Raw genomic sequence first — 13,743 nt, forward strand, 5'->3', positions numbered from 1 at the left:
GTCCTTGCTTCAACTCACCCCTCCATCTCTTATGCAAAGACGACAGTTTTCCTTGGGTTTGATGGCTGCCACCGCCCTGCCTATCTGGGGCTGCGCCGCCGCCGGCACCGCGGCGGACCGCGGCACCACGGCCCGCCAGTGGAATGACACGCTGGCCGGCATCGAACGCGCCGCCGAGGGCCGCCTGGGCGTGGCCATGCTGGACACCGGCTCGGGCCTGGCGCTGGGCTGGCGCCAGGACGAGCGTTTTGCCATGGCCAGCACCTTCAAGGCGGTGCTGGCGGGCTGGATGCTGGCGCTGGTGGACCAGGGCAAGGAGCGGCTGGACCACCGCCTGCACTACGGCCGCGAGGCCGTCATCGCGCATTCGCCCGCGAGCGGCCCGCGCGCGGGCGACGGCGGGGGCCTCACGGTGGGCGAACTCTGCGCCGCCACCGTGAGCCTGAGCGACAACACCGCCGCCAACGTGCTGCTGGCGCGCCATGGCGGGCCGGCCGGGTTCACCGCCTTCGTGCGCTCGCTGGGCGACACCACCACGCGCCTGGACCGCACCGAGCCCACGCTGAACGAAGCCAAGGTGGGTGACCCGCGCGACACCACCACGCCGCTGGCCATGCTGCAGACCCTGCAGAAACTGGTGCTGGGCGATGTGCTCACACCGGCGTCGCGCGCCTGGCTGCAGCGCTGGCTGGTGGAGACGAGCACCGGCGACCAGCGCCTGCGCGCCGGCGTGCCGGGCTGGAAGGTGGGCGACAAGACGGGCACGGCCGGCGACAGCGGCACGGCCAACGACATCGGCGTGTTGTGGCCCCCGGGCGGCGGCGCGCCGGTACTGGTGACCTGCTACCTCACGCGGTCCGCCGCCGCGCCGCAGCAGCGCGACGCGGCCATTGCGCAGGTGGCGCGCGCCGTGGCGGCGGCGCGCGAAACACTCAGAGCCTCTTGACCAGCACCTGGCTGCGGCGGTCCCAGTTGTACTTGCGCTTGCGCGCGTCGGGCAGCCAGTCCGGGTCCACGGGCTGGAAGCCGCGCTTGATGAACCAGTGCATGGTGCGGGTGGTCAGCACGAAGATGCTGTCCAGCCCCTGCAGGCGCGCGCGCTGCTCGATGCGCTTGAGCAGCTTCTCGCCGTCGCCCGTGCCCTGGCTTTGCGGGGACACGGTCACCGCGGCCATCTCGGCCGTCTTGGCCTCGGGGTAGGGGTAGAGCGCCGCGCAGCCGAAGATCACGCCGTCGTGCTCGATGATGGTGTAGCTGGCGATGTCGCGCTCGATCTCGGTGCGGTCGCGCTTGACGAGGGTACCGTCCTTCTCGAACGGCTCGATCAGCTGCAGGATGCCGCCCACGTCGTCGATGGTGGCTTCGCGCAGCTCTTCGAGCTTCTCGTCGATCACCATGGTGCCGATGCCGTCGTGCACGTACACCTCCAGCAGCAGCGAGCCATCCACCGCGAATGGCAGGATGTGGCTGCGCTCCACCCCGGCCTTGCAGGCCTTCACGCAGTGCTGCAGATAGAAGCCCGTGTCGGTGGGCGTCTGCGCGGTGGGCAGCGTGGCCAGCAGGGCCTGCGCGGCGGCCAGGGGCAGCTCGGTGTCGATGGGGTTGTCCTCGCTCTCGGGTTCGCCGGGCAGCATGCGGATGCCCGGCACCTCGGTCAGGAAGATCAGCTTGTCGGCGCGCAGCTCGATGGCCACGCTGGTGGCCACTTCTTCCATGCTCAGGTTGAAGGCCTCGCCCGTGGGCGAGAAGCCGAACGGCGAGAGCAGCACCAGCGCGCCCATGTCCAGCGTGCGCTGGATGCCGGCCACGTCCACCTTGCGCACCAGGCCCGAGTGCTGGAAGTCCACGCCGTCCACGATGCCCACGGGCCGCGCCGTGAGGAAGTTGCCCGAGATCACCCGCACCGTGGCGCCCGCCATGGGCGTGTTGGGCAGGCCCTGGCTGAACGCGGCCTCGATCTCGTAGCGCAGCTGGCCCGCGGCTTCCTGCGCGCAGTCCAGCGCCACCGAATCCGTGATGCGGATGCCGTGCGAGTATTTCGCCGCATGGCCCTTGGCCGCGAGCTGCTCGTTCACCTGCGGGCGAAACCCGTGCACCAGCACGATGCGCACGCCCATGGCCTGGATCAGCGCCAGATCCTGCGCGATGTTGTGCAGCTTGCCCGCCGCGATGCCTTCGCCCGTGAGCCCGATCACGAAGGTCTGGTTGCGGAACTTGTGGATGTAGGGCGCCACCGAGCGGAACCAGGGGACGAAGGTGAAGTTGAAAACGGCGGACATGGGCGGTGGAGGGCGGTGGGGTGGCCTTGGAGCGAGGGGAAAACCGGCAACGGCGGGCGGCCGCGTGCGGCCGCCAAGTCGCGCATCATAAGCATGCAGGGCTTTCGCTGTCCGGGGCAGGTGCGGGTTGGCTCCCGGTTTGTTGCCGAAACGCGGCCAGCCGGGCCGCGAAGGGCTCCAGGATCAGGGCTTCGTCGGGCCCTGTGTGGGCTGCCACCGCAATGGCGACGCCACTTCGGGCCATCAGCGTCTGCATCTCGGGCTGGGCGATCATGCCGTGGTCCAGCAGGGCCTCCACCAGGCGGGTGAGGGCCTCCCGGTGCTGGCGCAGCAGGGCGCTGGCGCGCTGGTACTGGGACTGCAGCAGTTGCTCGATGGCCGCATTGCTGGGTTCCACGTCGGTGTTGAGGTGGTTGTCCAGCTCCACCGTCACGTCGGTGCGGGACAGGCGCGTGCCAAAGCCGTGGTGGCGGATGAAACGCGCCGCTTCGGCCGTGACCTGCTTGTAGTCCTGCTCGGCGCCGGTCGTGCAGGCCATTTCGCCAAACACCAGCTCCTCGGCCACCCGGCCCGCCAGGCCCACGCACATCATGTCGAGCGCGTTCTGCCGCGTGGTGACCTTCAGGCCCGCGAAGCTGTTGTAGCCGCCCTCGAACGAGGCGATGTTGATCTTTACCTCCTGCGGGGCCTGGCCGAACAGCAGGCAGTACACCAGTCCGTGGCCGGCTTCGTGCACCGCCAGCAGGGCGCGGAAGTCGGCATTGGCGCGCTGCTTGAGGCGGTTGAGCTCCAGCGCCACCGCAAACTGCGCCTGCCGCGCCTCGCCCTGGCCGCCGAGGCCGCGCACCACCAGGTGGCGCTTGTCGGCCGCCAGCGTGATGGCGACGTCCTGTGCCAGGGGCAGCTGCTGCTCCAGCGCCCACAGCGCGGCGTTGACCAGGTTGGCGCTCAGGATCGCGTGCACCGACGAGAACAGCGGCCGCGTGCCCTGCGCCGGAAACACCGCGTTGGCATACAGCTCGTCCAGCACGTCCTGCCCGATGGCAAAGCGCACGCCGCACTGTGCGGCGATGTCGTCGCAGTACCGCGCGCACAGGTTGCGGATGAGCTGCTCGTAGGTGGCCTTGTTGAACGAGGGGTAGATCACGTGCTCGTTGCCCAGCCGGGCGATCTGCTCGGGCTTGAAGCGTTCGCTCAGGGCCTTCTTCACGTCGATGAGCGAGAGCTTGCGCGTGAGGCGGTGGAAGATGTCGGCGTCGGTGTCGCAGTCTTCCACGCGCTGCGCGGTCTCGTGGTACATCTCGTCGAGGTTGCCGCAGACGAACACCAGCAGCTTGCTGTAGTCGGTCTCCCAGGACGACAGCGACTGCTGGAACCGCGTGAACAGCGCCTGCACCTGCGCGGGCGGCCACTGCATGATCTCGGCCAGGGGCTCCGAGAGCTTGAGCATGCGCTTGAGCTCCTGGGCATCCCAGGCGTCGAGCTGGAAGCGGTAGGGCTTCTTGCCGGCGCGCTCGTCCTCGTTGTCGTCGGCGCGTTCGGCTTCGTAATGCGCGTCGGCCAGCTTGCGTTCGATGTTGGTGAGGGCGCTCAGCGCGGGCGGCAGGCGCCCGTCGGACAGCAGCGTCCACACGTCCTGGTAGCGCTCCACCTTCACGTCGGCGCCTTTGGTGTCCACCGTGCGAAAGCGCTGGAACTCGTCCAGCACCAGCATGCCCGGCGCGCCCTCGTGGATGCCGGAGTCCGCGAGCATGCCCGAGATGGACGAGCTGCGGTAGCTCGCGCCGTGGCTGAAGCCGTCCATCTGCACCTCCACGAAGCGGTCGTAGAAGCCCAGCAGCTGCGCCAGGCGCCTCGTGAGCTGCGTCTTGCCCGTGCCGGTCAGGCCCCACAGGCACACGATCACGGGCCGGGTGATGAGCTGGGGCAGCACGTACCAGGCGCGGATGGCGTCGACCACGCGGTCGATCACGTCGTCGATGCCAAACAGCTCGGCCTTGAGCTGCGCTGCGGCCAGCGCCAGCGCCTGCTGGCGCTGGGCCAGCAGCTCCCGCTGCGCGATGGGCGGAGCGGGCCGCTTGTGCGGCGTGTCTTCGGAAAGGGTGGAAAGGTCCATGGTTTTCAATCGTTGTGTCGCATCAGTCGCTTTCGGTGAAGCGGGATGTCTGGATCGCCTTGCGCAGGGCGACGTTGTCCGCGCGGCGCTGGGCCCCGCGGGCTCGGATGTGCTTGCCTGCCGCGCTCGACAGGCTGCGCCGGGCCAGTGCGGTGGCCACGGGATTTCGGGGCGGGCCCGAGGACTCGAGAACTACGACCAGGGGCTGCTTCATGCGGCGCAGCTTCTTGATCTCACCCTGGGCATAGGCCCGGGACAATTTTTTGGCACTCATGTGCACTCCACAAACAAAAAACCCCGGCAATGGAGCCAGGGCTTGCGGAGCGCGTGGGGGCGCCGGGGGCCAAGGCTGGACAGTGCGTGCGCACACAGTCCAGCCGGGGCGGTGGACGGTGGTCAGGCGGGAGCGGACAAGGGAACAAACATAGCGGTGACCTCCAGTGTTTTCAGGGGCTGCCGTGGCGGCGGGCACATGCCTGAAAGAAAGAAGCGCGAATTGTGGCGAGGCCCCCGGGGCTTGGCAAGCGCAAGGGGCCGCGAACGGCTGCATTTGTCGTGTGAAAGGAACAGTACCGGGCAGCCCGTGCCCTGCGCCTGTGTGCTGCGGTGGCTGCGGGGCGGGCAGGGCCGGCGCTCAGCCCTGCCGGCGGTAGGCCCAGCCGGCGGCGTGCATCCATTCCTCCTTGTCGCGGGTTTCCACGACCAGCTCCACCAGATCGCGGCCGTCGTTGAGCGGCACCTGCACCGCCATGCCGGCGCGGTCCGGCGACAGGGGCAGCAGGAACTGGCTGTCGTCCCAGAAGAGGTAGCCGGGAAGCTCGGGCAGCTCGCGCAGGGCGGCCGCCCCCACACCCAGGGCCAGCGGAATGGATTCGGACGCTTCGTTCGCGAGCAGCCAGGTGCTGTCCAGCCGCGATATCCACTGCGCAGGGAGCGCGGCGGCGGCGCGCGGCATCTGCTGGCCCACGGGCATGGTGACCCAGTAGTGTCCCGCCGTGGCGGGCTCGCGCGAAAGCAGGTAGCGGCGGCCGTCGGCCATCTCCCAGCGGTAGTGGGTGCGGGGCTGGGCATCCGACCACCACCACCCGTCGCTGCGCGGGCGAAGCCCCGTGCACAGCGGTGCCCAGTCCTTCGCCGGCGCGGACCAGATCCACAAGTCGATCTGCTGGCTGTCGGGCGAGAGGACTTTCAGGGGTTTCGAGGAGCGGCCATAGATGCCGAGCACCGCATCGACCGCGCTGGACGACGAGGTGGCCAGCGCGGGGGCGGCGGTGGACACCTTGGGCGGCAGCGCAGGGAGCTGGCCGGTTTCCTGCAGCGCGCGCAGCAGAATGCCCTCGGCGATGGGCCCGGGCTTGAAGCTGGAGGCGCTGCCCGTGAGCAGCAGGGCCAGGCCCGCCTGCGGCAGCACGTGGAAGTCGCTGGCGTAGAACATCGTGCTGCCGCTCTTTTGCCATGCGAGGACGCCCGCGGCGCCCAGGCCCTGATGCCGCGTGCTGTCCCACCCCAGGCCGGCGTGCCAGTCTGGCGTGAGGTGAAGGTGCGTGCCCTGGCCCTGGTCGCGGCCCATTTCCAGCACGGCGGCTTTCGAGACGATGCGCCGGCCGTCGTATTCACCGCCCTGCAGGAGCATCGCGGCGAGCTTCATCATGTCGCCCGGCGTGGTGCACAGCCCGCCGGTGGCGTAGCCCATCACGAACTCCTGGCCCTGGCGCACCTTGTGGATGTACCCATGGGCGAAGCTGCCTTCGGGCAGGGGCAGCAGCGTGTAGCCCGAGCGGGCCATGGCCAGCGGGTTGAAGAGGACCGATTGCACGAATGCCGGGTAGCTTTGCCCGGTGACCGCGAGCACGATGCGCTCGACCAGCGTGAAGCCGTCGTTGCAGTAGGTCGCCAGCGCCCCGGGCGCATGTTTGAGGTGCACGCCGGCCAGCGCCGCCTCCAGCCCCGCCGCATAGCCTGACAGCGGCGCAAAGGAAAACATGTTGTGCGCGTGGGTGCCCGGCAGCCCGGAGGCATGGCTCAGCAGGTGGCGGACGGTGATGTCGCGGTAGTCTTCCGACAGCATCGTGAACCGGGGCAGATAGCGCACCACGGGGGCGTCGAGCTGCACGAGCTGGCGGTCCACCAGCACCATGACGGCCAGCGCCGCGAGCACCTTGCTGACGGAGCCGACATTGAAGCGCGTGTCGGGCGTTGCCGGGGTGGCGGACGTGTCGTCCAGCACCCCGAACGCCTCTTGCCAGACGAGGCGGTCGCCGTGCAGCAGCGCGACGGAAGCGGCCCGCGCATCGCTGCGCAGCATGGCCTGGCGTATTTCGTTGCGGCCCCAGGCCATGGTGGCCGACATCGCGGGGCCGGGGTTGCCGGTGCCCCCGCAGGCCGGCAGCAGGGGGCCCAGGGCTGCGGTGCCGGCCCATGCGAGCCAGTCGCGGCGCGAGGAGGGCGGTGGGGTGGCGCTGTCGCGGGCGGAAAAATTCGGGGCAGATGTCTGCGGGAGCATGCGGTCATTCCGGAGGGCACCCGCCACGCAGACATCTTCGGGGCGGAACCGGGGTATTACATACTGAAATCCCCGGCACCAAAAAGTGGCGTTTGACAAAAGACCGCGCAAGGGAGGAAGCGCGGGGTGCTCCGTTTGGCCGCGCGCATGGCCTGTGTTGCACGGGGCCAACGTCCGCCTCGGATAATGCGTGGCTTCATGACCGAATCCGCGCCTCCCACTCCCCCCCGATCCGCCCCGCGAACCGCGCCGCTGCGCATCACCTTTCCCGAATCGTTGCCCGTATCTGGCAAGCGCGACGAGATCATGGAGGCCATCGAGAAGCACCAGGTCGTCATCGTCTGCGGCGAAACCGGCTCGGGCAAGACCACGCAGCTGCCCAAGATCGCGCTGGCCCTGGGCCGGGGCAAGTGCAATGCGCCCGCAGGCCAGAAGGGCCAGTTGATCGGCCATACCCAGCCGCGCCGCATCGCGGCCAGCAGCGTGGCCAAGCGCATCGCCGAAGAGCTGCAAACGCCGCTGGGCGACGTGGTGGGTTTCAAGGTGCGCTTCCAGGACCGGCTCTCGCGCGACGCCTCGGTCAAGCTGATGACGGACGGCATCCTGCTGGCCGAGACGCAGACCGACCCGCTGCTCAAGGCCTACGACACCATCATCATCGACGAGGCGCACGAGCGCAGCCTGAACATCGACTTCCTGCTGGGCTACATCCGCCAGATCCTGCCGCGCCGGCCGGACCTCAAGGTGGTGGTGACCTCGGCGACCATCGATGCGGACCGGTTTGCCAAGCACTTCGAGTCGGCCAAGGGGCCGGCGCCGATCATTTATGTCTCCGGCCGCACCTTTCCGGTGGAGCAGCGCTGGCGGCCGTTCGAGGACACGCGCGACTACGGCCTCAACGAAGCCATCGCCGATGGCGTGGATGAACTCTGGCAGGGCAATGCGGCCGGTGACATCCTGATCTTCCTGCCCGGCGAGCGCGAGATCCGCGAGGCCGCCGACCACCTGCGCAAACACCTGGCCCACCAGCCGGTGATGCGCAATGCCGAGGTGCTGCCGCTGTTCGCCCGCCTGTCGCAGGCCGAGCAGGACCGCATCTTCGACGGCCACACCGGCCGCCGCCTGGTGCTGGCGACCAATGTGGCCGAGACCTCGCTCACGGTGCCGGGCATCCGCTACGTGATCGACGCAGGCACGGCGCGCGTGAAACGCTATTCTTTCCGTAGCAAAGTGGAGCAGCTGCTGGTCGAGCCCATCAGCCAGGCGGCCGCCAACCAGCGCGCGGGCCGCTGCGGCCGGGTGGCCAACGGCATCTGCATCCGCCTGTACGACGAGGCGGACTTCAACGCCCGCCCGCGCTTCACCGACCCCGAAATCTTGCGGTCATCGCTGGCCGGCGTCATCCTGCGCATGAAGTCGCTGCACCTGGGCGACGTGGTGCAGTTCCCGTTCATCGAAGCACCCTCGGGCCGCGCCATTGCAGACGGCTACCAGCTGCTGGGCGAACTCGGCGCGGTGGACGAGGCCAACGAACTCACGCCCATGGGCGTGGAGCTGTCACGCCTGCCGCTCGACCCGCGCGTGGGCCGCATGATCATCGAGGCGCGCGACCGCAAGGCGCTCGATGAGGTGCTGGTGATCGCCAGCGCGCTGAGCGTGCAGGACGTGCGCGACCGGCCCATGGAAGCCCAGCAGCAGGCCGACCAGGCGCACGCCAAGTTCGACGACGAGAAAAGCGAGTTCAGCGGCTACCTCAAGCTGTGGAAGTGGATCAACGAGGCACGGGGCGGGGCGCCCACGCTGCCTTCTGCCCGCGCGCAGAAGGCCATGGCCCACCAGCGCGCACCGTCGCAGGCCCACCTGCCCGTGGCCCAGCGGCTGGTGGCCGCGGCGGCACCCGCGCCCGCGGTGGCCAGTGCCACCGCACCGGCGCCCACCCACAAGCTGAGCAACCGCCAGTACGAGCAGTTGCTGCGCCAGAACTTCATCAGCATCCGCCGCCTGCGCGAGTGGCGCGACATCCATACGCAGCTGCTCACCGTGGTCGCCGAGCACAAGTGGCCCATCAACACGCAGCCCGCCAGCTACGAGCAACTGCACCTGTCCATGCTCGCCGGGCTGCTGGGCAACATCGGCGCGCGCAGCGAAGAGGAAGACTGGTACCTGGGCGCGCGCGGCATCAAGTTCTACAAGCACCCGGGCGCCCACTTGAACAAGAAGCCCGGCCGCTGGATCGTGGCGGCCGAGCTGGTGGAGACCACACGCCTGTTCGGGCGGGGCATCGCCGCCATCGAGCCGCAGTGGATCGAGCAGGTAGGTGGTCACCTGCTGCGCAAGCAGCTGCTCGACCCGCACTGGGAGAAGAAGTCGGCCGAGGTCACGGCGCTCGAACGGGCCACGCTCTACGGCCTGGTGGTCTACAACGGCCGGCGCATCAACTTCGGCAAGATCGACCCGCACGCCGCGCGCGAGATCTTCATCCGCGAGGCCCTGGTGGGGGGCAACTGGGAGAGCAAGCTGCCCTTCCTGGCCGCCAACCAGAAGCTCATCGCCAAGGTGGAGGAGCTCGAACACAAGTCGCGCCGCCAGGATGTGCTGGTGGACGACGAGCTGATCTATGCCTTCTACGACCAGCAGCTGCCACCCGACGTGTGCAGCGGCCATGGCTTCGAGGCCTGGTACCGCGAGGCCTCCCGCCAGCAGCCCGATCTGCTCAAGCTCACGCGCGAAGAGCTCATGCGCCACGAGGCGGCCGGCATCACCAGCAACGCGTTTCCCAAGACCGTGCGCCTGGGCGGCGTGGACTGCGCCGCCAGCTACCTGCACGAGCCCGGCGATGCGCGCGACGGCATCACCGTGACCATCCCGCTCTTCGTGCTCAACCAGGTGAGCGACGAGCGCTGCGAATGGCTGGTGCCCGGCATGCTCAAGGACAAGATCCAGGCGCTGCTCAAAAGCCTGCCACAGCGCCCACGCAGCCGCTTCGTGCCACTGCCCGAGTCCGCTACCCGCCTGGCCGAGCTGCTGGGCACGCCCGAACGTTTTGGCACCGGCAGCCTGACCGATGTGCTGCTCAAGCAGGTGCGCGACGAGACCTCGCTCGATGTGAAGCGGGCGGACTTCAAGCTCGACATGCTCAGTCCGCACCTGTTCATGAACTTCCGCGTGGTGGACGAGCATGGCCGCCAGCTCGGCCATGGCCGCAACCTGGGCGCGCTGAAAGCGGAGTGGGGCGCCAAGGCGCGCGGGGCATTCCAGGCGCTGGCGGGACTCAAGCTCGGCGGCGCGGCGGCAGAGGGTGCGAAATCTGATTCAAATATGCCTCCAGCGCTTGATGGTAAAGCGCAAGCAGCTATTAAATCAGGAGTAAGAGGTGCCGCGCGGCCCGCCCAGCCTGCGAAACCCGCCAGCGCCACGCCGTCGGCCCCCGCAGGCCAGCGCTACGCCACCTGGACGTTCGGCGAGCTGCCCGAGCTGATGGAGATCAAGAAGGCGGGCCAGACGCTGATCGGCTTCCCAGCGCTCATCGATGGCGGTGACGCCGTGACCATCGAAGTGTTTGACGAGCCCGAGGTGGCAGCGGCCAAACACCGCGCGGGCCTGCGCCGTCTGTTCGCTCTGCAGATCAAGGACGCGCTCAAGTACCTGGAAAAGAACATTCCCGACCTGCAGAAGATGGCGGTGGCCTACATGCCGCTGGGTACGCAGGAAGAGCTGCGCACCCAGATCATCGACGTGGCGCTGGACCGGGCCTTCTTGCTCGACCCGCTGCCCACCGACGAGTTCGCCTTCAAGCGCCGCGTGGAGGAGGGCCGGGGCCGCCTCACGCTGATCGCCAACGAAGTGGCGCGCCTGGCCGCCACCATCCTCACCGAATACGCGGCGGCCGCCCGCAAGATCAAGGACACCAAGAACGCCCCCGAGGCCACGCAGGACGCGCAGCAGCAGCTGCAGCGCCTGGTGCCCAAGAACTTCATTGCGGCCGCCCCGTGGACACAGCTGGCGCACTATGCCCGCTACCTCAAGGCCATCACGCTGCGCCTGGACAAATACCGCGCCGACCCCGCCCGTGACGCTGCCAAGCTGGCCGAGCTGCGCCCGCAAGAGCAGCGCTACTGGCGCCTGGTGGCCGAGCGCAAGGGGCAGGTTGATGCGCGCATGCAAGAGCTGCGCTGGCTGCTGGAGGAGCTGCGCGTGAGCTTCTTTGCGCAGGAGCTGCGCACGCCCCAGCCGGTGAGCGTGAAGCGGCTGGACAAGCTGTGGGCGCAGGTCAATAGCTGACGGCCGGGGCCGGTGGAGCCGGTTCCGGCGGGCACCTGCCGCCATTTCAGGTGCGAGAGCAGGGCCTCATGCCCTGAACCAGATCTTGAGGGCCACGTACATCGTGTAGCCCAGGGCCAGCACCATCCACACCACAAAAAACAGGTTGGCCCAGTACTGGCCGGAATGCTCTGCCAAGGTGTAGATCTGGCCTGCGCAGCCTTTCCCGACGCACGGAATCTTGCCCAGCACCAGGGCGCGCAGGGCCTCGAACAACAGATAACACGCCACACCGCCGATGAGCACAAAACCGATGGGCCCGACAGGCGGCTTGGTGAACTCATCGTTCTCGTCGCGCAGGCCCTTGTCGAGCAGTTTCTGCCCATACCTGTACCAGGCGTATCCGACCAGGAGCATCAGGGCGTAGTAAGTGGCGGTGAGCATGCGTCAACTCGTCGTTGCTGGAAGGGAAACAAAGCGGCTTCGCAAGGATGGTATCCGAGACCTCCTCATTCCCCAGCTGCCTCAGCTGCCCCCGCTGCGTGTCCGCTGCCGGTGCGGTGCGGCGCGGCGCGGCGCGGCGCCTCGGCGTCACATGCGCGACCCGGCATCAGTGGCATCCCCAATGCCACGCGGGTGCAGGGCCTCTAGGCTGCGGGTTCAAAGGAACCGAATCACCCATGCGCCCTCACTACAAGTTCTGGCCCCAGCGTCTGCCCCGCTCCATCACCCTGCCGTCCACCTCGCTGTGGGACAACCTGGCCATCAGTGCCCGCCGGTATCCGGACAAGACGGCCCTGGTGTTCTTTGGTGCTTCGCTGAGCTACCGCGCCCTGCTCGAAGGCGCCGAGCGCCTGGCGGCGAAACTGGTGGCCCTGGGGGTGCAGCGTGGCGACCGCGTGGTGCTGTGCATGCAGAACTGCCCGCAACTGGTGATGGCGCACTTCGCCATCCTGCGTGCCAATGCGGTGGTGGTGCCGGTCAACCCGATGAACCGGGCGGAAGAACTCAAGCACTACATCACCGATCCCGACACCCGGGTGGCCTTCACCACGGGCGACCTGGCTCCGGAGATGGCCAAGGCAAGCAACGCGCTGCCCGCGGGCGAACGCCTGGCACACCTGGTGGTGACGCAATTCACGGATGCGTTCGATGCGCAGGTGACGGGCACGGATGCGCCGCCCGAGGCCTGGCGGGAGTGGCTGGGCACGCGCCACCCGCTGCCTGCCCTGGAGGGCGGCCAGGCCCATGCCTGGACGGACGCCCTGGCCTGCGCGGAGGCCCCCCCGGAGCTGGTGGTCGGGCCAGACGACCTGGCGCTGCTGCCCTACACCAGCGGCACTACGGGCCTGCCCAAGGGCTGCATGCACCTGCACCGCAGCATCATGCACAACGCGGCGGCTGGCGCCCTGTGGGGCACGGGTTCGGTGGACAACGTGACGCTGGCCGTGGTGCCCATGTTCCACATCACCGGCATGGTGAGCGTGATGCACACCGCCATCTACTGCGCCGCCACCCTGGTCATCATGCCCCGCTGGGAGCGCGACCTGGCCGGGCGCCTCATCTCGCGCTACCAGGTCACCAACTGGACCAACATCCCCACCATGGTCATCGACCTGCTGGGCAGCCCGAACTTCGCAAGCTACGACCTCTCCAGCCTGGTCTACATTGGCGGCGGCGGCGCGGCCATGCCGCAGGCCGTGGCGCAGCGTTTGCTCGAACAGTACGGACTGCGCTACTCGGAGGGCTACGGCCTCACCGAAACGGCCGCGCCCTCGCACTCGAACCCGCCCGACCACCCCAAGCAGCAGTGCCTGGGCATCCCGTTCATGAGCACCGATGCGCGGGTGGTCGATCCCGACACGCTGCAGGAAGTGCCTGTCGGCGAACAGGGCGAGATCATCATCCATGGCCCCGAGGTGTTCGAGGGCTACTGGAAGCGCCCGGATGCCACCGCCTCGGCCTTCATCGAGTTCGAGGGCAAGCGCTTCTTCCGCTCGGGCGACCTGGGCCGCATGGACGAGGACGGCTACTTCTTCCTGACCGACCGCTTGAAGCGCATGATCAACGCGAGCGGCTTCAAGGTCTGGCCGGCGGAGGTCGAGGCGCTGATGTTCCGCCACCCCGCCATCCAGGAGGCCTGCATCATCTCCGCCAAGGACAGCTACCGAGGCGAGACCGTGAAGGCCGTGGTGGTGCTGCGCGCATCGCACAAGGACACCACCGAACAGCAGATCATCGACTGGTGCCGCGAGAACATGGCGGTGTACAAGGTGCCGCGCATCGTGCAGTTCGTGAATGCACTGCCCAAGAGCGGCAGCGGTAAGGTGATGTGGAGGCAGCTGCAGGAGCTGGAAGCGGGCTGAAAAAAATAGCCCGCACGGGGCGGGCTAAATCATTGCATCACTCGCACAGGGAGGGGCGAAACCGCCAGGGATTTGACGGTAGGTGCATCCTAGGTCCGATTCTGGCCGCCCGCCCGCCCGTGTGCGGCGCAACCGTGAAATAAGTCCGGTTTGGATGGGGCAGCGACCCTTGCCAGGGTTAGAGCCTCGAAGGCTCGGGGGCAGCGGTGATGGAGCCGC

8 protein-coding genes are annotated in these 13,743 nt (G+C 68.4%); 3 read left to right on the forward strand and 5 right to left on the reverse strand.

What is annotated here, in order from left to right; translation table 11 throughout:
* Positions 1-31: 31 nt before the first annotated feature.
* Positions 32-946, forward strand: coding sequence for an ACA family class A beta-lactamase (gene blaACA / locus AC07OC_RS01815; RefSeq protein ID WP_494600345.1), 915 nt, complete (start codon positions 32-34; stop codon positions 944-946).
* Here blaACA and argA read toward each other — a convergent pair.
* The 4 genes from argA to AC07OC_RS01835 all read right to left on the reverse strand — a co-directional run bounded on the left by argA (position 933) and on the right by AC07OC_RS01835 (position 6,898).
* The gene (gene argA / locus AC07OC_RS01820; protein ID WP_218294715.1) at positions 933-2,279 is read right to left on the reverse strand and encodes an amino-acid N-acetyltransferase; all 1,347 of its coding nucleotides are present in this window, start codon (positions 2,277-2,279) and stop codon (positions 933-935) included. The genes blaACA and argA overlap by 14 nt on opposite strands.
* Positions 2,280-2,364: 85 nt before the next feature.
* On the reverse strand, positions 2,365-4,395 hold the full coding sequence (locus AC07OC_RS01825; protein WP_255591472.1) for an AAA family ATPase: 2,031 nt from the start codon (positions 4,393-4,395) through the stop codon (positions 2,365-2,367).
* A gap of 22 nt (positions 4,396-4,417) precedes the next feature.
* Positions 4,418-4,669 (reverse strand): hypothetical protein, encoded by a 252-nt coding sequence (locus AC07OC_RS01830; RefSeq protein WP_218294716.1) that lies wholly within the window; start codon positions 4,667-4,669, stop codon positions 4,418-4,420.
* Between the two features lie 360 nt (positions 4,670-5,029).
* A complete protein-coding gene (locus AC07OC_RS01835) occupies positions 5,030-6,898 on the reverse strand; it encodes a serine hydrolase domain-containing protein (RefSeq protein ID WP_218341073.1) in 1,869 nt (622 codons plus the stop codon).
* Between the two features lie 198 nt (positions 6,899-7,096).
* On the opposite strand from AC07OC_RS01835, the gene hrpA reads away from it, so the two are divergent.
* Entirely contained in the window at positions 7,097-11,179 is a 4,083-nt protein-coding gene (gene hrpA / locus AC07OC_RS01840; protein ID WP_494600346.1) for an ATP-dependent RNA helicase HrpA, read from the forward strand.
* A gap of 66 nt (positions 11,180-11,245) precedes the next feature.
* Here the strand turns inward: hrpA and AC07OC_RS01845 are convergent, their stop codons facing one another.
* On the reverse strand, positions 11,246-11,602 hold the full coding sequence (locus tag AC07OC_RS01845) for a hypothetical protein (RefSeq protein ID WP_218341075.1): 357 nt from the start codon (positions 11,600-11,602) through the stop codon (positions 11,246-11,248).
* Positions 11,603-11,838: 236 nt separating this feature from the next.
* On the opposite strand from AC07OC_RS01845, the gene AC07OC_RS01850 reads away from it, so the two are divergent.
* Positions 11,839-13,524 carry a long-chain fatty acid--CoA ligase gene (locus AC07OC_RS01850; protein ID WP_218341076.1) on the forward strand — a complete coding sequence of 562 codons (1,686 nt, stop codon included), beginning with the start codon at positions 11,839-11,841 and terminating at the stop codon, positions 13,522-13,524.
* Positions 13,525-13,743: the final 219 nt, after the last annotated feature.

It is taken from the genome of Acidovorax sp. GW821-FHT10E04 (assembly GCF_059415185.1).